This is a genomic window from Microbulbifer maximicatervae (SeqCode), from assembly GCF_052467825.1.
Genome location: NZ_CP174327.1, coordinates 1,249,807 through 1,271,080 on the forward strand (window position 1 = coordinate 1,249,807; position 21,274 = coordinate 1,271,080).

Genomic DNA, 21,274 nt, shown 5'->3' on the forward strand with positions numbered 1-21,274 from the left:
TGATTTGGTCGGAAAAGTTGCTTGTGTTATCGCACAAAAAAGCATAAGAATAAAATACAAACCTTTAAGGTATGTCCATATTATTCTTGTAGGCCAAATAGATATTTGGTTAATTTTTAAATGGTCTTTCTGGCACTTTCGTTAGCCGTATATTATCGATATCTCCATACTTTAATAATATCTCCCGAGTTTTTATACTATTTGCATAGGAACCAAATGGCTTATAGAAGCTATTTTCAGTTTGCCTAACACCAAAACTATCGATGTTATAAATCTGGTACAGATCCCAACTTATTTCATCAGTTAATGTACAAATACTATCAGTGATATCCAAAGCCTCAGGCAAACAGTATCCCTCCGCTCCTTGATAAACTCTTATTGTAAGATGTCCCCCATCATCAATATTCCAATAAGCAGGTACCTCGCTGTACTCTCCATCGTCAATATTCCCGTTTAAATTAAGATCTTGGACAGATACAATTTCTAGGGTTCCATTTGATGAAAAGTCGTAGAAGTAATTACTGAGATTATCCAACAAGCTCAATGGAAGAGTGTATATTCCTGGTATATCTATATCTGACCAGCTAACTCCCTCTTTTTCTAAAACATATGAAGAATAAGTGCTTTTCTCTCCTTGTTCCGACTGATAAATAACGTGAATTTTAGCAAAGCCATGACTAGATAAACTAAGAATTGAATATTCAAGACTTGAACCATCAGGGAAGTCTAAATCTATTCTATTATTATCTAGCTGCCAAGTAGCAGATATCTCAGTATAGAGAGCTTCTCCGGAAGCTGAGATTGAAGGTACTTTTATACTGGCGGTTCCACCATTCGAGAAGTCTCCAGAAAAACTTATTTCCACCGCCTTAAAACTAAATCGTGGGGTTTCGCTATCAACACTACCAGCGATTTCCCCGCGACTATTTGGTATAGGCATGCTATACACTTTACCAATGCTTATTAAATCTTTCGGGTCTACTAAATTACTCGCTCGAGCGCCTGAAACAGCTTCATACCCATTTTCCATGTAATCCTGAAGCTCTCCACTAGGGTAATGAAATCTGTCATTTACCTCAAAAACAAACATCGATTGAGCAGTAGAGTTGAACATCCATGAAATTCTATTAGTCTGTCTGTGTCGCTCAAACTCAATCTTTTGGCCTTCAACTAAAATCGTATCGGTAAAAACAATGCTACTGTCTGATTCCAAGTCAACGCCTTGTTGTGTTTTCTCCCAGGTAAGATCAACCACTTCACCGTTTTCAATGTACTCTCCAGTACCGTCTACATTAAGTGTTAATATTCCACTATCAACATAATAAGTATCCGCTATTAAATTTTCATCTATTACATGCAAATACTTTCCACTCTCATATATATCTGCCTGTACTTCCTGATAAATATCTTTAAGCGCCTTTCTAAAGAGGCTAATGTATTTCGAAGAGAGATTAAAATCTGATGCTAGCTGGAAAGTATCTTGAATATCTGAAGGTATTGCCACTCCTTCCTGTGAATGCTCTACTAACATTTTAATCATAGTGGCTTTAGCAAAAACTTCACTTGCCTCTATAGGCCTAGTAATGTTATTCCAGCCTGACGACTCATTAGTTGAATTATCTAATGTCGCTGAAATTGCTGTTGATATTCCACTAATTTGGACAAATTTATTTTCGGAATAAACAAGTGTTCTATCAGAACCTGCATCCTCCTGAAGCGCATGTAAGAATCCCAATGTACTTACAAGTTTAATTCTCTCATTAGTCTCGGAAGTGGCAATAAGCTTTACCAAACCATCAGAGTTGCTCTTATCCAAATTGATTTCAACTGAATATCTATCACGATCTATAATTGTGGTATAGACCAAATTATCACCAACAAGAACTTCAAGTTTTGTACCTGTTGTCAGTCCATCAATCACTTCCCCCTGGATGTATAAGTAATTATCAGACGTTGGAATATTACTATCCCTATAATTACTATCCTCACCTTTATTCCAACATCCAGATAGAGCAAGAGCAGTAATCAATCCCATCACTTTGGTACATCTATATTCGAACATATATTGGATACTCCCTTAAACAGCCATGACGAAAAATTAGGCTAATAAATCACCTCAAAACCTTGCACGATTTCTTGATGCCATCAACAAATATGTTTTCATATTTTATTTCACCCACCATCAGTTTTTTTGCCAGCAATAAAATACAAATTCCAAAATGCCAATTATTTTTTGACTACGAGTAATGCATCTATCCTAAAAATAGGAATATAAAAAGACCTGAAATAAAACAAAAAAATCCTAAAAAAATTCTAAAAAAAATAAAATTCTATAAACAACAGTATCTTACAGCCAATAACGTATTCTAAACTATTGGTACATTTTTTAGATATGTTAGAGGCCGCGATAGGTTTTAGGAAAAAAATGAGGCGATAGAGTATTGAGTTGCCACTCTCCATATACAAAGGCCCACTCTACTTAGCTTGAACTTTCAATAATCAGCTACTCATTGTTATTAAAAATACTGATTACTTAAGGCGTACTCTCTAAGGACGTATATTTCTAGTAAAACCCTGCTAGTCTCGAAGTTAAAAAAATATATCTATCTCTCAATTATTTTGAGAGTAGGTATATTATTATGAAAAACTAATTGTTATCATCCACTTACTACGGATGAAAATCACCTGACACGATATATTAGCGTTGCTTTGTTAGATAGAATTTAATAATTGCGCATCCTTTTTTATCAGATGTTTAATCAAAAAAAACCAGCTCATTAGTTGAACTGGCTAGTCAATGGACTATCAAGAGAGGTTCGGGGGCATGATTAAATATAAATCTTTGTATACCTATAACAAGCAGAAAATTTTAGCAATTCGTAGTGGTTAGATTATTTTTTAATGGGCTAACTTGTATATTAATGAGTAATTTCTATATGTGGGTTTAGTGCATAAATGTGACCTTTGGCACTCCCCAGATAAAGGGTGTTGTCACTGTATGTCATACTCAGGAGTGAATCAGCCACATCAACCATATACTCAACATTCCTAGCCATACCGTCGGCAGAGGTATCATTTATATATTTCATCCCCCCCCTTGGCTTTATCAAACTTTCACATTTTTTTAAACAATCTGGTGTAGTAAAAATTAGCTGACCTTTATTACTCTTCTTATCTACTGCAAAAACTTGACCAGCCATTGTGGCAACAAAAACCTGAGCATCGGTCATTTGAGGTTTAGCAAAGATAAAAAAATTGGCATTAAAATTCATGCTCTGATTTCCACTTTTTGCATTTAATCTTATCAGTGTTAAACCATCCGACATACCAAAATAAAGCTCTCCATCCTCTTCAATTGCTGGAGAACCAATCCAAGAAGTAGGGTGTTTATAACTCCACTTTTGCTTCCCTGTCTCAGCATCAATGGCATAAAAATAGGTATCGCGATTACCTGTATATACAGTACCATCAGAAATAACCGGAGATTGATTGAATCCTTCATATATGATCTGGCCGTATGGTTGCTTTCCTTTAAAGGTCCAATTAATAGATCCACTAATTATATCTATGCCATAAAGCGTATTATTCCACGATCCAACAACTAGCACCCCTTTGTATATAGCCGGAGTAGTATGCGTAACTCCAGTACTAAGATGCCACAATTGCTTACCGGTCTTAGCATCCAGAGCAAACGTACCTTGCTGATTACCAAAGTAAACTCTACCACCAGCTACTATTGGAGAAGACCTATAAAAGCTCCAAGCATCTGGAACAAATATCTCTCCCCACCCCATAGGACGGCCATCAATAAGATTTTTACTGTCCTCACTTTTAAAATACCACAAAGGCTTCCCATCTAGGCTTAATGTATGAAGGCCATTATCTGCATTAATAAATAGATATTCTCCATCTGTAGCTGCCGATGCAGCTGTGGTAGAGCCTAGATTCCATTGCCAAAGGAGCTTTCCTTCCTTATTAAGGCCCACTACAAGTGATCCACCAGTGGCGATAATTTGATCCTTTAGAACAAGTGGGGCTCCTGCAACTGGGCCTGGCAATTTATATCGCCAAGTACTATGAGCATGTAGATTAACTGAAAATATAAGTAAAACTATACATACGTACAACTTAATTTGATTTATACAATCCATACTAAGACTCCAAATTATCAACTTGGAATCTAAAAGATGATTGACAAAAATACCTGAAGAATATCTAAGAAATCCTTAAATTTTCCAATTAAGGTTGCGTAACTAATACATCAGCACCAATAAACTATTAATTTATCGCTTCGAGCTAAAGGTTATATCTATATAAATACTAATTCATACTTTCTTTGATATGTATTATAGGAACCAAGGTCCCAAATAATTGATAGCGGGTCTGTGGGACAACAGTTAGTTTTATATGATACGAGGAGCAACGAACCCAGGATATATTAAGAGATGAACCGTCAGCTGTTCCAAAAGGGAGAACTTGCTCCAATTAATTGTATATATTATTTTAGCTTTACATATATCCCATTAAACCCTTAGAGGTTTACTCAGACAGCCCGACTTTTCTCATTAATTTGGTATAAGCAGGAAGAGATCTTACTAACTCATACTTGGGGTCAGTGTTAACCCACAACACTTCCAACTGCCTTTCTTCAACAGCCTGCTGCAAATAGTATAGGGTTCTTTCTATATCTCCCGCTGTCGCAGCATATCGCGCATAAGCTAATGGAGGTCTATACTGGCCAATATCACCTGCCTCTTGCTTTATATCTAATAGCCACTTATTTACTGCTGCAAGGCCGCCCATCTGGAATTTTTCTTCTACTGTTCTCAAGTCATCATTGCTGTAGCCAACATGAGACAAGATAGCCTTCAAATGACTAAATGCATCAGTATCTCGCCTCATATTCTCAAACGTCGAGTGCGCTGATACGTGATACGCTATTGAGCGTGGAGCGATTTTGGCAATTTTAATTAGCTCTTCATTTGCTTCCTTATACTTTCCCGACATATTATATATCCAGGCAACCATTGGCTTGGAATAAGCTGAGGGATCTGAGTCTATATACTTGTAAACATGTTGTAGCGCTTCAGGGTAATCTCGCCTAGCTAACAAGAACTGTGAATAATCATGGTGAACTTTCCCATTCATCGGCTCCAGTGATAAGGCTTTTTGGTAATACTTATCTGCCATATCAAAGTTCCATTCGACGTGAAAAGCAAGACGAGCTTTAAGTAGGTAAGCATCCACGTTTGATGGCGATAGATCAATTGCCTTATCAACTAATTTATTCAAACTTTTACAATTATTAAAAAGTTTTTGAGTATTTCCTTGATCAATTAATAACTTGCTCTCTACTAAAGCTAGGTAAGCAGGAGAGAATTCCTCAGACTCTATTATTATTTGCTCAAATAAAGTTTGAGCTTGTCGCCACTTAGCGTAATCTTGTAGCGTTAAGAGATAGCGTCCCTTTTGGAATTTCTCATTCTGAGAAATGGATAATGATGGAATAGGGTCTGCATGGAAAGAAAACCATAGTAGAGGCCCAATAAGTAAAAAAATGCTAGCAATCAATCCTACAATATATTTTTGACTGAACCACCAAGAGCTATCTACAGCATCCGCTTTATTGTTTGACTCTATATCCTCCACTGTACAAATTAGGCGATAACCCTGACCTGAAATAGTTTTAATGTATTCCGGTTGCTTCGCTTTATCTCCAAGAGCTTTTCTAATTTGACTAATAGCCACAGTAAGTACTTCATCCCCTACGACCTTATTGGCCCAAACAGTAGAGAGAAGCTGCTTCTTAGTCACCAGACAGCCTTGATGATTAACTAACTCTAATAAGACCTGAAGTGGTATATGGTCTAGCTGATTTTTATCCTCACCACACAGCAAATAACCTTGCTCTTCATTTAAAATCCACCGTCCTAATTTAATATTTCTTGTTACTTTCATAAACTTCTACACTGAAAAACTTACAAGCAAGTAATTTTCACGGCCAGAATAGCTTTGAATATAAAAAATAAAAGTAAATATACGCTTAAAAATAAAATTTGTTAAGTAAAAGATGTGTTTTCCACGTTAATTTTATTTCCAAGTATGTACTAAGTTAAGTTAGGTCATTTTTATTAAATAGGAGATTAAAGTTGAAAATTATTGTATTTTTAAGAGTTACTTATTGAACTTCACTCTCCTGCCGCATACAAAACTGAGAGTCAAATTCGACTATTATCGGCGTCTTACTCCTCTCTTTTTTGTATCCATACGCTAACTCCAATAAATATTGCTCTCGCTCTTGGCGGTCAAGCTCACCCAATCTTTCAGCTGCATTATAAAAATCCTCCCAACCATTACTATCAATATAAAGCTGACGAAAAGCTGGAACCAAAGATTCATATTCTGCAGCCAAAGCCAAAGTAGCATTATTGGTTTTCTCTATATAGGCCTGGTAGCGCGCGGGGTAAGACCACTCTGCTGCCATACGCCAATAGCAACGCCTCAATCGACTCAGAATTTCCTCCTTTTCTTGGCGCTTTTCCTCGTCCGGCAAGTTGGATTGGTAAACTGGTTGAAGCTCTTTACGCGTCGCTGTCATTAACTGTCGTACCGCCAGTGCCTGAGCCTTAGTCTCCTCAGCAGAACTCGAGAGACCTTGACTACGAAGCCAATCAGGTAGGGCAATTTCGGACACTGCTGTAGCAAAGCTCTCATTAAAGCGGGTATCACCCGGCACATAAACTCTTCTGTGGGCCAACTCATGAAATAAGAGTCCGGCTAGTCTCTCCGGTGTCCAATTCACAAAGCTTGATAACACAGGGTCATTAAACCAACCCAGGGTACTGTAGGCCGGAACAGCTCCCAGGTAGACATCGTAACCCTGGTTGCGCAGGCTATTTGCTTTGGCAATAGCCGCTGATTTGCGGAAGTAGCCCCTATAGCTAGCGCAACCGGCTATGGGGTAACACCATCGTTTGGGGCTCAGGGAAAACTCTGGTGCGGCCAAGACATTCCATATGGGGTACTCATCATCGAGCTGCACATAGGAGCTATAGGCTTGCCCCACTGGTAGTTTTAACTCCTGTGCTGCATAGGCACGGATTTCCTGAACGAGCTGTAATTGCTTCTGGAGTTGATCACTGGCATTGCCGTCTTGAACCAGCTCTTCAATCGGCTGCCGGGCAGAGAGTATCCGCAATTGACCGCTTGCAGCCTGGAAGTAATAGCCCGCAGTCTCGCACCCGTAGAGCCCTAACAATACTAATACGAGCAGCCAAACTCTGGGGCGCGCTAAAAACCTAAGATCAGAAATACTGATATACACTCTTTTTCCTATTAGTATTTTTCTTAGAGAAACCCACCAGTCAAACGATTCCATGTGCAAAAGGTTATTCCATGTCACCAGTGGCAGCCGTCTTAACAGTATTTGCCCTGGTTTTAGGTGCTGTTGCCTGGTTGCGACTGCTATTTATTGGTTTTAGTCGCGACCCCTTGTCGGGGCTGATAGCACTATTTATGCCACCTTTGGCGCTTTTGCTGCTTCTGCCTGACAGGCGAGAAAATAGCGATCTTTATTCTTTATGTGGCACGTCCTTACTCTGCCTGCTAGCAGCCCTGACCCTGCGTTGACCAACCCGTCGTTCTTACAATAAGTCGATCCAGCTTGATTTAGGTCAAGAGATTTCCATTACAGCTCCCTAGACTGCATAGGTGAAGCATTAGCCTATTTGGAGAGAAAAATGGATGCTTTAATTGACCTGTTTACCAGCTTTTCTGGCCTTCTCAGCTTGGCCGTTATTGCCTTTATATTCCTGATGGCAGCGTTTTTCGTTCGCTTGGTTCGCAACAATGTTGAAAAAGCTGTTGCCGAGCAGGAACGCATCGCAGCACAAGCAACCGGTTCCAATAAATAGCTAGGCTTCCATCGTTGCTGTAAGCAACCAAGCACAAGCTAGTTTAGCGTTTATCTCTCGATCTGGTATCTAATAGCGGGCTTTCTACAGCCGGTAGGGTGGTCAACCTCCCTGTAGCTGGGAAATAACCGTGTAATCAAGCTTCTTGTCATGGAAGAGGTGGAGTTGATTCTACTGAGAAGAGAGTGCGGCGTTGTGCCCGTATAGCTAGCGCTCTCAGGTGAGTAACCCTATCGAGAGCGCAACTGCAACACCTCAAGCGCTACCTGTGAAGCTAACCGCTGAAAGCCCAGTGGTGACTTTTTATCTCAGGTAGCAGGCTTGTCTTTGGGTGAAGACTTCATCCAACGCCCAAATAAAATGCCAATCTCAAACAATAGCCACATGGGGAAGGCCAATAAGGATTGGGAAATTATATCCGGCGGTGTCAGTAGCATCCCAATTAAAAAGCATCCCACAATCACATAAGGGCGCTTACTTGCCAGGGTCTTGGCATCCACGACCCCACTCCAGATCAGTAGGACTGTCGCGATAGGGATTTCAAAAGCAAAACCAAAAGCAAAGAAAAGCTTCAGCACCAGATCCAGATAACTGCGCATATCTGGCATTACCTTAATATCTTCTGGAGCAGTTCCAACAAAGAAATCAAAAAGAAGGGGAAAGACCACAAAATACGCAAATGCAATGCCGATATAAAAAAGTGCGACGCTACTAATTAATAATGGAATAGCAATACGTTTTTCATTTTTATACAGTCCCGGGGCAATAAATGACCAAACTTGGTAAAGCACAAAAGGGATTGCAATAAAAAAAGAAACTATAAAGGTCGTTTTGAACGGAGTAAGGAACGTGGAAGTCACCTCTGTAGCGATCATTCCAACATCACCCGCCAAACGCTCCTGTAGTGGGTGGGCAATAAAATTATAAATTTCAGACGCAAACGGCATCAAGCAGACAAATAAGACCAATACGACTAAGAGGATTCGCAGTAGGCGATCACGCAGTTCGATCAGGTGGTCGATAAAAGGCTGATGTTTATCTTGGGACTGATCGCTCATGACTGGCTATCTTTTTCCTGTTGCGATGTTTTCTTCTCGCCTTGTTTTTCTTCTTCATCTTCATCGATGTTTTCAGGATGGTCCGGGTTTAAATCCGGGTCCCCAAAATCATGCCAATGCTCCGGGTATTCCGGATCCTGTAACTCCTCGGCAGTTTCATCCTGTTCTGGCAAATAATCCTCCTGCTCTGCACGAGGATGAGCAGGTTCTTCTATCGCCTTTTCAGGCTTTGGTGACTCAGGATGGTTCACTCCAGCTGCCTGTTTTTCTACTGGTGTCCCTGCAACTTGTGGTTTTTCAGGCTGATTAAGCGCGTCGTGAACTTCCTTATTGGCTTCGCTAAAGGTTTGCTCCATCTCACGACGACTCTCCTCAATCTCACGCATAATGCGCTCGTTGTGAAGTTCACGCCGTATATCATCGGCTCCAACCTCTCGCTCCAATTCTTCGCGAGCACTGTGCAAGGTCCGCTTCAAACCGGACCACCAGCGGGAAGTGGTACGCACCGCATCGGGCAGTCGCTCAGGGCCAACCACCAACAGGGCCACGGCAGCAACTACCAATAGTTCTAAAAAGCCGATATCAAACACAGAGTGACACTCGCCTTAGTCGTTGCCGATTATTTGTCCTGAGACTGTTTATCTTTATTTTTGACAGTACTGTCTTGGCCTGGCTTCTCTTCCTCATCGTGCTTGAGACGCTCGACATCTTTGTCTTCATCAGCATCCTTGGATTTGTCTTCATCCTTAACCGCTTTGCGGAAACCCTTAATTGCGCCACCCAGATCGCCTCCAAGGTTTTTCAAACGCTTGGTTCCGAACAGTAGTAAGACTATGACCAGGACAATCAACAACTGCCAGATACTAATTCCACCGAATCCCATAATTGTCTCCATTACATTCAATAGGATGGCTTGAGTTTCTTACCGGGCACTCCCGCCATCAGGGGTGGTGCCACAAGTGATTCAAATTTTACTTAGTTCGCGCCGCTTTCTCTTCCAGGCCAGAAAGACCAAACCGGCGCCCAAGCTCTCGAACCACGTCCTGAGAATCAGCGCCCAAGTGAGATAGCATGACCAACGAGTGAAACCATAGGTCCGCTGTCTCAGCAACCAGGTCTCGATTATCGCCACTACTCTGTGCGTCTTTTGCTGCAAGAATAGCTTCAGTGGCTTCTTCACCGACTTTTTCCAAAATCTTGTTCAGGCCTTTGCTATGTAGACTGGCCACATAGGATTCAGAAGCATCACTGCTATTTTTACGGCTTTCCAACACCGCATCGAGCTGTTGCAGCACATCTTTCATAATTGTTTCACTTATAAATGGACTTCGGGTCCTGAATCACCGGCTGATTCACCTGCCACTCTTCATCTTGAAGGAGGTGATAGAAACAACTACTGCGTCCGGTATGACAGGCGATTCCACCTTCCTGCTCGACCAACATTAATACGGTGTCCCCGTCACAATCCAGGCGCAATTCACGCACCTTCTGCAGGAAACCAGAGGTTTCTCCTTTGCGCCACAGGCCCTTGCGGGATCGGGACCAGTAGACTGCGTAACCCTCACTGGCAGTGAGCGCCAGCGATTCGCGGTTCATCCAGGCCATCATCAACACCCGCCCGGTTTTGAAATCCTGCGCAATCGCAGGAACCAGGCCATCACTGTTCCAGCTGACTTTATCGAGAAAACCGGCCTTTGCTTGAATTTGAGTCAATGTCTAACAATCCTTAGAAGTTCCAGTGTAGGCCGAAGCGCCCTAGGGCCACAGCAGTAGCACTAGTGCAGCAACGCCCAGTACCCAACCAGTCGGCGGCAACTGAGCCAGCCATTCCGGCTTACTGACAGCGATGGCGCCAACGCCCAACACAACTCCGGCGACCCGCCGAATATATTGGCGCAAGCCTCGGCGTTGCGAGCCCGCCAACTGCTCGCCAATTACCTCTAGCTGGGGCGCCAGTTCCCGCGACTGCTCCAGAGCTGAGTACACCAGCTGTGGCATCTGCGGGAATTTCTCAAGCCACTCCGGACCGTAGCGCTTTATCTCACCCAAAATTGTTTTGGGGTGGATTCGATCGCGCATCCAGCGCTCTAAAAATGGATGAGCAGTCTTCCACAGATCCAGCTGCGGATAAAGCTGTCGACCCAAACCTTCGATATTCAACAGGGTCTTTTGTAACAGTACCAGCTGTGGCTGCACCGCCATATCGAATCGGCGCGCAGTCTGGAACAGACTAATCAACACCCGAGCGAAAGAAATTTCTCCCAGGGGTTTTTCAAAAATGGGCTCACAGACCGAGCGAATAGCGGACTCAAAGGCATTGATCGGCGTGTCGGAGCGAACCCAACCACTTTGCACGTGCAGCTCCGCCACCATACGGTAATCGCGGCGGAACATCGCCAGGAGATTGCGCGCCAAATAGTACTGATCTTCCCGTGTCAGGCTGCCGACGATTGCGGTATCAATCGCAATATATTGCGGGCGTTGCGGGTGCTCCCTGGAAACGAAAATGTTGCCCGGGTGCATATCCGCATGGAAGAAGTTGTACTCGAATACCTGCTTAAAGAAGATCTCAACACCGCGCTCAGCCAGCAGCTGCATATTGGTGTCCTGGGCGCGAAGCTGGGCCAGGTCGGTGACGGGGATACCGTCGATACGCTCCAACACCAGGACATTTTCACGGGTGTAATCCCAGTGCACTTCGGGGATATACAACAGCGGGGAGTTGGTAAAGTTGCGGCGGAGCTGGGTGCCGTTGGCCGCTTCACGAGTTAGGTCCAATTCACCTTCAATCGTGTGCCGATAGTCCTCAACCACCTCCACCGGGCGCATGCGGCGCCCTTCGGGCACAAAGCGTTCAATTCCACGAGCGATCACCCCCAGGAGCTTCAAGTCTTCCTGGATTACCTCATCAATGCCCGGGCGCAGTACTTTGACGACCACTGATTCGCCGCTCTTTAATTCAGCCGCATGCACCTGTGCAACTGAAGCCGCTGCCAGTGGCTGCTGATCAAATTTGGCAAAGACCTCATCCACCTTGGCACCAAGGGCTTCTTCGATCAGAGCCGTGCACTGGTCACTGGGGAAGGGCGGCACCTTGTCCTGTAAATAATCTAATTGCTCGACAATATCTGGCGGCAGCAGGTCGGGACGAGTGGAGAGAAGTTGGCCGAATTTAACGAAAATGGGGCCCAGCTCTTCCAAGGCTCGGCGCAGCCTTTCGCCCCGTGGCATCTTGGACTGCGGCAGCAACTTCACCGGCAGCAGCAATCCCCGCAACCACAGTGGGCGCTCCTCGGCCGGCAATAATTGATCGAGACGATAGCGCAGAAAAACCCGCGCGATTGTGAGACTTCGACGAACAGGCAAAACTACTCAGCCTCCCCGCGGGAAAATTGTTCTTCCAGCAAGCGCACGCGCGCCTCGAGCCGTTCAGCAGCTAGAGAGGCCTCGGCCAGCTCTTCGACAAATGCTTCGAACTGGGCCTGGGGCGGAGTCAGCTGCCACTCCTCACTAATAGCCTCCACCGCCACTTCAGGCGCTCGATTCAGATTGCCTCCCAACCAGCGGGCAGCATCGCGCAGGACATTGCCAATTGAGTGGGCGGGAATATCGCCAACCACTTGTGCCAGCGGCGCTTCCCAATCGATATCCAGGTCACTCAAGATCCATTGCAGTTCTGCCAGCAGGGCACTGGAGCCGCTCACTGACACCCCCAGCCCGGCAGGAGTTGCATCCGGGTCTTTGATCAGGCGTACAAAAGACAGCGCTGAACCGCTCAACTGGGTGGTGACTTCCCCCTCCCAGTGCTGGCGCACCCGCACCTGGTCACCCTCGATACACAGGCAAAACTGTAGTTGCGGGGCGGTTAAATCCAGCGCCATGGTTTTCCCATCCAGTGCGGAAAGGCGCTCGCGTGTCGCCGGGTCATACTGGAGGGCAGCATTAATTGTGGTTTCCAGCGCGGCATCAAATCCCGCGCGAAAAGTGGGGTCGCTCATGGCGGTTTACGGCCTCGTGCCTGCGCTCAGAGAAAAAATAGGCTTATGCAGTTTTTCAGGGCTTGATGCCCCGGTGCAAGGCGACAATTCCGCCGGTCATATTGTGGAATTCACAATCGACAAAACCGGCATCCGCCATCATCCCCTTGAGGGTTTCCTGATCTGGATGCATGCGGATACTCTCCGCCAGGTAGCGATAGCTGTCCGCATCATTGGCAACCAGTTTGCCCATAAATGGCAACAGGCGGAAAGAGTACTGATCGTAGACTTTCTCCAACAGCTTCGACTGGGGCTTGGAAAACTCCAGCACTAACAATCGGCCACCGGGTTTCAACACGCGCAACATGGAGCGCAGTGCCAGGTCCTTATCGGTGACATTGCGCAGGCCGAAAGCGATCGTGATGCAATCAAAGGTATTGTCCGGGAAGGGCAGGTACTGGGCATCTGCCTGCACCGGTACCACGTTGCCGGCGATTCCCCGGTCGAGCAGGCGATCGCGACCCACTCGCAACATCGATTCGTTGATGTCCGCCAATACTACCTGGCCGCTGGCCCCCACAATGCGGGAGAAGCGCGCGGTGAGGTCACCGGTACCCCCGGCGATATCGAGAATACTTTGGCCCCGTCGGGCCCCGGACAATTCGATGGTGAAACGCTTCCAGAGGCGGTGAACACCTCCAGACATCAAGTCGTTCATTACATCGTAACGGGCTGCTACAGAGTGGAACACTTCTGCCACACGACCGGCCTTTTCTTCCACCGGCACTTCCTGGTAGCCGAAGTGGGTGGTCTTGCGATCCTTCATGCTATGCCTGCTGAGCGAAAACTTTAAAAGGCCATTGTACATTGCCGGAGCCAGTGGGGCACCGCTTGAAATCAAGCAGAGCGGAAACCACTAAAATTTAATGGGATCACCCGGGACTGTTCTATGAGCTACCAATTCCAATGTGAGTCTCCTTTTCCCGAGCAAATCAAATCTATCGCCCAGGCAGAAGTAACGGCGGCAAACGGATACTTGCTCCGCAACGGAGGGGAAACTGCCGTCCACGAACTGCGCAAACGCTGCAAGAAAATTCGCGCGCTACTGCGCCTGGTCCGCCCACAAATCGGTAGCACTTTTCAGCGCGAAAATACCCACTACAGAAAATTGGCAAACACTCTCGCCCACACCCGCGACCTCACAGCACTGCGCATCGCTTTACTGGGATTGGCACCGCCACATCACTTTCACCGGTTACACCATCTCCTCGACGAACTGATCCAGGCAGAGCAAAACCACTCAGCGGTTCAAGCGGCATTGAAACTCCTCGATAAAGGTCAAATAAGAATTCCATCGTGGCCGCTTGAACAGCTCGGCTGGCATGATGCGGAAGCCGGTTACCTGCGCGGCTACCGAAAAGCCGCAAGCGCATGGCGTAAAGTGCGCAGGCACAAAAATGCAAACCGCCTGCATCTATTGCGTAAAAGAGCCAAGGATCACTGGTACCAGAGCCGCTTATTGAGGAAGCGTTATCCGCTCACTGTGGGCGAGCGCTGTAAGTCACTAAAGGAGTTGGGAGAAGTTCTGGGTGACTGGCGTGATCTCCATTTGCTGGCACGGCTGGTAATCACTCAGGGAGACAAGCTGCAAAGTGAGTTTGGCACGGTGCTAAAAATTATCCGGCACCGACAAAGCCTACTAATGAAAAAGACCGAAGCGCTCTGTGAGGTGCTTTTCTCCAAGCCTCAATTCAAGATCTAACCGGGGAAAGTGTCGGTGTGGATGAACATGCCATCCACACCGACAGCTGATGGAATTACTGTTCCAATAATCCGCCAGCACGCACCATTACGTGAAACAGGAAGTTTTGTTCGTTGGTGCCGCTCACCAGGTGCGCACCCGGTCCGCGCGCCCAAACACCCACATCCTCACCGGCGTGGGATTCACTGCTCATGGGAATCAGGGCATCCTGCTGGTAATCCAGGGCGGCAGTGTCTGTGCTCACCAGGCTCGGACGCGCTCCGCTATCACCGGCACTGTAGCCCGGGCCATTAGCATAGCTCAGAGTCGTGTAGGGCAGGCCATCTTCCGCCAGGGCATGGGAGGTTTCCGCTTCGCCATGGCCGTCATTGCCAATCACTTTTCCGAGAATGGGGTTACCGCGAGTGGGGTAGCCGGCGATAGTCATCACGTGACTGTGGTCCGCAGTAACAACAATCAGGGTGTCTTCTGCACTGGTATTATCCATGGCGTACTGGATCGCTTCGGCAAATTCCACCGCATCGGTCAGGGCGCGATAGGCGTTGCCGGCGTGGTGACCGTGGTCGATACGACCGGATTCCACCATCAGGAAGTAGCCGTCCTCATTTTTCTGCAACATCTCGAGACCTTTGGCGGTCATCTCTGACAGGGAGGGCTCACCGGCTTTGTCGTCCTCGCGAACGGCTTCATATTCCATGTGTGAGGAATTAAACAGGCCGAACAGCTTGTCGGTTGCGGAGGCATCTACGGCTTCAAAAGCAGTGGTGTCTTCAACGTAGGCAATATTGTTTACACCATCGTCGTAACGGGCCTTCCATTCATCCACCAGGTTGCGCCCATCTTCACGGCGCCCCGCTTCACCTTCAATATCGGTAATATCGGTGGGCAGGAAGTTGCGACGACCACCGCCCATTACCACATCGATACCATCACCGGCTTCAAACTCTATCAGTTGAGCGGCGATATCGGTACAGCCATCCGGGGCTTCTTCCTCCCAGCCGCGCTCAGGTACTTTGGCATAAGTAGCCGCCGGAGTGGCGTGGGTGATACGCGCGGTACTGATAATACCGGTGCTCTTGCCCAGGTCTTCAGCCAGCTCAATTGCCGTCGTCAGCGGGTACTCGAGGCTGGCAGCACAATCGCCGCGCGCAACATTTTCAGCAACGCTCAATACACCGGCCTTGGTTTTAACACCGGTAACCAGCGCAGTCATGGTGCCGGCAGAATCCGGGGTTTGCTGGTTGGTGTTGTAGGTTTTGACCAGACCGGCAAACGGCATCTTCTCAAAGCTCAGCTGGTATTCCTCACCATCGAGGCCCTGCTGCTGACCTGCCAGGATACGGGCGGCGGTCACTGTGGAGATACCCATACCATCGCCAACGAACAGGATAATGTTCTTGGCCGCACCGGGGGTGTTGTTGATTTCTACAGCGCTCGCTTCTTCGATCGCCTGCTGGGCTTCCTGGAACCAGCTACTGTTGCTCTGAGCAGAGGAAACACCGACATGCTCCTCTTCGGGTAATTCCACTACGTCGTCAGAGTTTGAGTTGTCGTCGCTACAGGCGGTGGCCAGTAGGGCGACAGAGAAAGCCAGTACTGTTTTCTTAAAATGTCTCATGGTGAATTACCCCCAGTTATTCTTCTGTCAGCGACAGGTCGGTCGCAGCAGTCATCACGTGGAAGACTGCACTCTGCTCCAGGCTACCTTGTACCCGCTCGGCGCCGGCGCCGATAGCGTGCAGGCTGATATCCTCGCCCGCATGGCTCTCAGACTCCAGGTGCACCATTGCTTCCTGGTGGAAGCCCGGCGCTTCGGTATCCACGCCGGAGAGATCTTTGCGTCCGGTATCGGCGGCGATATCGTAACGCTCATCCGCGTCGGTATTTTCACCTAAATCGGCATAACCCAGGCCATTGGCATAGCTCAGGGTGGTGTAAGGTTTACCGTCCGCAGCGAGACCTTCTTCCGCTTCTGCGGCACCGCTGCTGTCATTCTCAACCACTTTACCGAGTATCGGGTTACCGCGAGTCGGATAGCCGGCGATAGTCATCACATGGCTGTGGTCGGCGGTCACCAGGATCAAGGTGTCCTCAAGATCCACTTTATCCAAAGCAACCTGTACCGCATCCGCAAAGGCGATGGCATCGTGCAAGGCGTTGTAGGCATTACCGGCATGGTGGCCGTGGTCGATACGCCCGGACTCTACCATCAGGAAGTAGCCATCGCTGTCTTTTTCCAGCAGCTCGATGGCGGTATCAGTCATCTCGGCAATGCTCGGCTCATCGCTGTCCTTGGCGATGCGGTCCGCATCGTAACTCATGTGGCTGCTGGTGAAGAGCCCCAATAACTTATCGGTGGAGGCAATATCGACGCCTTCCAGCTCGGAGCCACTCTCCACGTACACAGCAGTCTGCTCACCGTCATAGCGCTCCAGCCATTCACTGGTCAGGTCGCGGCCGTCTTCACGCCTACCGTCGTTGTCGGTGGTAACAAAGTTGCGGCGGCCACCGCCGAGCATGACATCGATACCGTCGCCGGCAGACACCTCAACCATCTGCGAGGCGATATCGGAACAATCACCCTCGGCGGAATACTCCCAATTGCGCTCCGGGCTGCGGGAGTATGTAGCTGCGGGCGTGGCGTGGGTCAGGCGCGCAGTGGAAACAATGCCGGTGGCCTTGCCACGGCTCTCCACCATTTCCAGGAAGGTATTTAATTCCTTACCCTCAGTGCTGGCGCAATCAGCTCGCAGTGCATCGCCGTCGATATTAATTACACCGGCGCGGGTTTTTACACCGGTCATCATGGCGGTCATGGTACCGGCAGAATCCGGAGTCTGCTGATTGGTGTTGTAGGTTTTGATCAGTGCGGTATACGGAAACTCTTCAAAAGAGAGTGCATTTTCTTCGCCGCTCTCACCGACTAGCTGGCCTTCAAGGATACGGGCGGCGGTTAGTGTGGAAATGCCCATTCCATCGCCGACGAACAGAATTACATTCTTCGCAGTTTTTGCCTCTCGGGAAAGCGAAGCGCGCTCTTCCAATCGGTCAGCACTTTCCGTGTACCAGGCACTATTGGTTTGGTAGTCGGGCAGGGTTGCCGCTGAAACAGCGGAAGCGAGAGGAATCAGACAAAAGGCGCTCAGTGCGCGGACAATTGTTTTTGCCATGGGGGCCTCCGAAACTCGTTAATTTGGCGAGCATTAGAGTTCCAAAATGTGACAAAAGAATTACGCGCCGGTTACGTTGTTAATATCTTTGCTCTGAAAATCAATGAATATCAAAGAATTACATAAACTTGGCAATATTTGGCAAAGACGTACCAAAAATTAATTATTTCGGTAATAAATTATTGAGAAGAGTGGGGGGATATTAAGAGAAAGAAAGGTGGAACCGCCCCCTGGGGAGCGGTTGTCATTACCGATCAATTTGCCACTAGCCGATAAACTTCACCACACTCTCATCCGGGTCGCGGCCCTGGCCGGCATCGCGCAGGCGCTGAAGGTAAGCCTCCCAGTTGGACGAATAGTTTTCAGCTAGTTCGTGCAAATACTCCCAGGTAAAAATACCGGTGTCGTGGCCATCGTCGAAATCGATTTTTAGCGCATAGCGGCCAGCCGCCTCCACCGTATCGATACCCACATGCATTTTGCCACTGACCAGCACCGGTTCGCTGGCACCGTGGCCACGCACCTCAGCGCTGGGGGAGTAGACGCGCAGGTACTCTGCCGGCAAGGTAAATTCAGCATCGCCATATACCAGGTGCAGGCTTTTCTCTGCGCGATTTAATCGGATTTTTTGCGGTTTCATTGGTTTACAAAATAAAACGCGACAGGTCTTCGTTCTGGCTCAGCTCGCCCAGATGGCTGTCCACATAGGCGGCATCAATGTTCAGCGAAGTATTGCCATCGCCCGCATCAAAGGAAATTTCCTCCAGCAAGCGCTCTAATACCGTGTGCAGACGGCGTGCACCGATATTCTCGGTGCGCTCATTCACCTCGAAAGCCACTTCCGCGATGCGGCGAATACCGTCTTCACTAAATTGCAGTTCCAGCCCCTCAGTGGCCAGCAATGCTTTTTGCTGCTCAGTGAGGGAAGCGGACGGCTCGGTGAGGATACGCTCGAAATCTGCGGAGCTCAGCGAATTCAATTCCACACGAATGGGCAGGCGACCCTGCAACTCGGGAATCAGGTCCGAGGGCTTGGACAGGTGGAAGGCACCGGAGGCAATAAACAGGATGTGATCGGTTTTGATCATGCCGTACTTGGTGTTAACCGTGCTGCCTTCAATCAGTGGCAGCAGGTCGCGCTGTACCCCTTCGCGGGAAACATCGGCACCGCCGCTCTCCTGGCGCTTGGCGACTTTATCGATTTCATCAATAAATACGATGCCATTCTGCTCAGCAGCGCGGATCGCACGGGTCTTAACATCTTCGTCGTTGACCAGCTTGGCCGCTTCCTCGTCGGTGAGCTGCTTGAGGGCCTGCTTGACCGGCAGCTTGCTCTTGCGAGTCTTGCCCTGGGACATATTGGAGAACATGCCCTGGAGCTGGTTGGTCATCTCCTCCATACCGGGAGGGGCCATAATTTCTACGCCCATGGGCGCAGCGGCCAGATCCACCTCAACCTCTTTGTCATCGAGATCACCTTCGCGCAACTTCTTGCGGAACAGCTGGCGAGTGCTGGAATCCTTATCGGTGGGCTCGGTGGAGCGCGCCGGCGGCAACAGGGCATCGAGGATGCGCTCTTCTGCGGCATCCATAGCGCGCTGCTCAACACCAGCCATGGCCTGCTCGCGTTCCTGCTTCACTGCCATCTCGACAAGATCGCGGACAATCGACTCTACATCCCGACCGACATAGCCCACTTCGGTAAATTTAGTCGCCTCTACCTTGATAAAGGGCGCGTTCGCCAGTTTAGCCAGGCGGCGGGCAATTTCCGTCTTGCCCACGCCGGTAGGGCCGATCATCAAAATATTTTTCGGCGTGATCTCGGCGCGCAGGTCTTCACTAACCTGCATACGGCGCCAGCGGTTACGCAGCGCAATGGCTACCGCACGCTTGGCCTCCTGCTGGCCGACAATATGGCGGTCGAGTTCATGGACAATTTCTCTGGGTGTCATCTGGGACATACAAATTCCTGCAAAAATTCTTGCGGGGGCTTAAACAGCCCGCCAGCCGGTCACTCTAGGGTGTACCCGATAATCAATAAGCCAGTTCTTCGATGGTGTGGTTCTGGTTGGTGTAAACACAGATATCACCGGCGATCTTCAGTCCCTGCTCCACAATAGAGCGGGCATCCATATCGGTATTGTCCAGCAGCGCGCGGGCTGCCGACTGGGCGAAGGGGCCACCGGAACCGATAGCAATCAGGTCGTCTTCCGGCTGAATCACGTCGCCATTACCGGTCACAATCAAACTGGCAGTGGAATCGGCAACCGCCAGCAGGGCCTCCAAGCGGCGCAGGGCGCGGTCGGTACGCCAATCTTTGGCCAACTCCACAGCGGCGCGGGTCAGCTGGCCACCGTGGGCCTCAAGCTTGGCTTCAAAACGTTCGAACAGGGTGAAAGCGTCTGCAGTACCACCGGCAAAACCGGCAATAACCTTATCTTTGTACAGGCGACGCACCTTGCGCGCATTGCCTTTCATAACGGTGTTGCCCATGGACACCTGGCCGTCGCCGCCAATCACAACTTTGCCGTTGCGGCGACAGGATAAAATAGTAGTTCCGCGATACTGTTCCAATGGAGACCTCTCGGATTGCGCGTGTACTCTGGCAGCGGGCATCGAAGTGCCCGCGCCGGGGAATTGTCTTCAGACTAGGTAAGTGAGGACGGTACGCGCCGATTTCAATAAGAGAGGTCACAATTACTGAGTGGGGCAACACACCTTAATAAACGGAATTGATGGTCACTGGGTCGCCGGGCGTTTTAGCACCAGCGGCATCAGGCGATGCTCAGCCAATGTTTGGCGCGCTTTGGCCATCCGGGAGCGGTTGCTGTAAGGGCCCACCAATACCCGGTGCCAGGTACCCCGGCTATCGGTGGCCGATTCCACTTTGACATCCAGGTTGGCCAGGGTCAGCTCAACGCGCAAGCGCTCCGCTTCAGAGGCATCGCGAAACGATGCCGCCTGCAGGATATATACCTGTGCCGGGGTGCTGCGATCGGGTTCCGATGAGCTACTGTTCTGGGAACTGTTGGTGGAGTCACTGCGGCGCGCCGGTTGTGCCACTTTGGGCGGGGGTACCGTGACTTCGTTTTCTTTTAATTTTGTATAAAAATCAAAACGCGGTTGAGGCGATGTTTCCTCTCGCTGCTGCACCGCCTTTGGCTTAATGCTGCTTATTCCCCGGCTGTCCTTGTCCATGCCCTGAAGAAACAGTACGGCCACCGCAAAGCCACCGACAAAATTCCCCAGGACAAACCAAACCCATGCGGGTTTGCCTGCGGCTTTTTTACTGCGGCGATTACTGGTGCGACGGCTCATCGAAAATTTCTTCCCTGCAAGGTTTTAGCGGTTTGTGAATTGTACCGCCAATTTAGTGCCAGGCGCGTAACCCAGC

The 21,274-nt window shown here is 48.5% G+C and carries 21 protein-coding genes; 3 read left to right on the forward strand and 18 right to left on the reverse strand.

What is annotated here, in order from left to right:
• Positions 1-109 precede the first annotated feature (109 nt).
• From ACJJII_RS05575 to ACJJII_RS05590, 4 genes are all read right to left on the reverse strand, one after another.
• The gene (locus ACJJII_RS05575; protein WP_444918574.1) at positions 110-2,062 is read right to left on the reverse strand and encodes a hypothetical protein; all 1,953 of its coding nucleotides are present in this window, start codon (positions 2,060-2,062) and stop codon (positions 110-112) included.
• 856 nt (positions 2,063-2,918) lie between these two features.
• Entirely contained in the window at positions 2,919-4,151 is a 1,233-nt protein-coding gene (locus tag ACJJII_RS05580; protein ID WP_444918575.1) for a BamB-related PQQ repeat family beta-propellar protein, read from the reverse strand.
• A gap of 388 nt (positions 4,152-4,539) precedes the next feature.
• Complete coding sequence (locus ACJJII_RS05585) at positions 4,540-5,958, reverse strand: winged helix-turn-helix domain-containing protein (RefSeq protein ID WP_444918576.1); 1,419 nt, start codon at positions 5,956-5,958, stop codon at positions 4,540-4,542.
• A gap of 220 nt (positions 5,959-6,178) precedes the next feature.
• Positions 6,179-7,324 (reverse strand): aminopeptidase, encoded by a 1,146-nt coding sequence (locus ACJJII_RS05590; protein WP_444918577.1) that lies wholly within the window; start codon positions 7,322-7,324, stop codon positions 6,179-6,181.
• 71 nt (positions 7,325-7,395) lie between these two features.
• On the opposite strand from ACJJII_RS05590, the gene ACJJII_RS05595 reads away from it, so the two are divergent.
• Positions 7,396-7,629, forward strand: a complete 234-nt coding sequence (locus tag ACJJII_RS05595) for a hypothetical protein (protein WP_444918578.1) — start codon at positions 7,396-7,398, stop codon at positions 7,627-7,629.
• A 110-nt stretch (positions 7,630-7,739) separates the two neighbouring features.
• Positions 7,740-7,913, forward strand: coding sequence for a DUF3149 domain-containing protein (locus tag ACJJII_RS05600; RefSeq protein WP_282930681.1), 174 nt, complete (start codon positions 7,740-7,742; stop codon positions 7,911-7,913).
• A gap of 308 nt (positions 7,914-8,221) precedes the next feature.
• Here ACJJII_RS05600 and tatC read toward each other — a convergent pair whose 3' ends face one another.
• The 8 genes from tatC to ubiE form a co-directional block, all read right to left on the reverse strand.
• Positions 8,222-8,971, reverse strand: coding sequence for a twin-arginine translocase subunit TatC (tatC, locus tag ACJJII_RS05605; RefSeq protein ID WP_413663789.1), 750 nt, complete (start codon positions 8,969-8,971; stop codon positions 8,222-8,224).
• Positions 8,968-9,561, reverse strand: coding sequence for a Sec-independent protein translocase protein TatB (gene tatB, locus ACJJII_RS05610; protein ID WP_444918579.1), 594 nt, complete (start codon positions 9,559-9,561; stop codon positions 8,968-8,970). Before tatB ends, tatC begins: the two co-directional genes overlap by 4 nt.
• A gap of 29 nt (positions 9,562-9,590) precedes the next feature.
• Entirely contained in the window at positions 9,591-9,854 is a 264-nt protein-coding gene (tatA, locus tag ACJJII_RS05615; protein WP_444892350.1) for a Sec-independent protein translocase subunit TatA, read from the reverse strand.
• 88 nt (positions 9,855-9,942) lie between these two features.
• The gene (locus ACJJII_RS05620; protein ID WP_282930677.1) at positions 9,943-10,275 is read right to left on the reverse strand and encodes a phosphoribosyl-ATP diphosphatase; all 333 of its coding nucleotides are present in this window, start codon (positions 10,273-10,275) and stop codon (positions 9,943-9,945) included.
• 7 nt (positions 10,276-10,282) lie between these two features.
• Positions 10,283-10,675, reverse strand: a complete 393-nt coding sequence (hisI, locus tag ACJJII_RS05625) for a phosphoribosyl-AMP cyclohydrolase (protein WP_282934621.1) — start codon at positions 10,673-10,675, stop codon at positions 10,283-10,285.
• A 51-nt stretch (positions 10,676-10,726) separates the two neighbouring features.
• Complete coding sequence (gene ubiB, locus ACJJII_RS05630) at positions 10,727-12,337, reverse strand: ubiquinone biosynthesis regulatory protein kinase UbiB (protein WP_444918580.1); 1,611 nt, start codon at positions 12,335-12,337, stop codon at positions 10,727-10,729.
• 2 nt (positions 12,338-12,339) lie between these two features.
• Positions 12,340-12,969 (reverse strand): ubiquinone biosynthesis accessory factor UbiJ, encoded by a 630-nt coding sequence (locus ACJJII_RS05635; RefSeq protein WP_444906876.1) that lies wholly within the window; start codon positions 12,967-12,969, stop codon positions 12,340-12,342.
• A 55-nt stretch (positions 12,970-13,024) separates the two neighbouring features.
• The gene (gene ubiE, locus ACJJII_RS05640; protein ID WP_108734987.1) at positions 13,025-13,774 is read right to left on the reverse strand and encodes a bifunctional demethylmenaquinone methyltransferase/2-methoxy-6-polyprenyl-1,4-benzoquinol methylase UbiE; all 750 of its coding nucleotides are present in this window, start codon (positions 13,772-13,774) and stop codon (positions 13,025-13,027) included.
• A gap of 123 nt (positions 13,775-13,897) precedes the next feature.
• On the opposite strand from ubiE, the gene ACJJII_RS05645 reads away from it, so the two are divergent.
• The gene (locus ACJJII_RS05645; protein WP_444906875.1) at positions 13,898-14,710 is read left to right on the forward strand and encodes a CHAD domain-containing protein; all 813 of its coding nucleotides are present in this window, start codon (positions 13,898-13,900) and stop codon (positions 14,708-14,710) included.
• 55 nt (positions 14,711-14,765) lie between these two features.
• On the opposite strand, the gene ACJJII_RS05650 is transcribed toward ACJJII_RS05645, so the two are convergent.
• From ACJJII_RS05650 to ACJJII_RS05675, 6 genes are all read right to left on the reverse strand, one after another.
• Complete coding sequence (locus ACJJII_RS05650; protein ID WP_444918581.1) at positions 14,766-16,328, reverse strand: alkaline phosphatase; 1,563 nt, start codon at positions 16,326-16,328, stop codon at positions 14,766-14,768.
• Between the two features lie 16 nt (positions 16,329-16,344).
• Entirely contained in the window at positions 16,345-17,880 is a 1,536-nt protein-coding gene (locus ACJJII_RS05655; RefSeq protein WP_444918582.1) for an alkaline phosphatase, read from the reverse strand.
• Between the two features lie 265 nt (positions 17,881-18,145).
• Positions 18,146-18,520 carry a gamma-butyrobetaine hydroxylase family protein gene (locus ACJJII_RS05660; protein ID WP_444918583.1) on the reverse strand — a complete coding sequence of 125 codons (375 nt, stop codon included), beginning with the start codon at positions 18,518-18,520 and terminating at the stop codon, positions 18,146-18,148.
• 4 nt (positions 18,521-18,524) lie between these two features.
• Positions 18,525-19,841 (reverse strand): ATP-dependent protease ATPase subunit HslU, encoded by a 1,317-nt coding sequence (hslU, locus tag ACJJII_RS05665; protein ID WP_282930670.1) that lies wholly within the window; start codon positions 19,839-19,841, stop codon positions 18,525-18,527.
• 73 nt (positions 19,842-19,914) lie between these two features.
• Positions 19,915-20,454: an ATP-dependent protease subunit HslV gene (gene hslV, locus ACJJII_RS05670; protein ID WP_108734993.1), complete on the reverse strand. Its 540-nt coding sequence runs from the start codon at positions 20,452-20,454 to the stop codon at positions 19,915-19,917.
• Between the two features lie 165 nt (positions 20,455-20,619).
• Positions 20,620-21,198, reverse strand: coding sequence for an SPOR domain-containing protein (locus tag ACJJII_RS05675; protein WP_413663797.1), 579 nt, complete (start codon positions 21,196-21,198; stop codon positions 20,620-20,622).
• Positions 21,199-21,274: the final 76 nt, after the last annotated feature.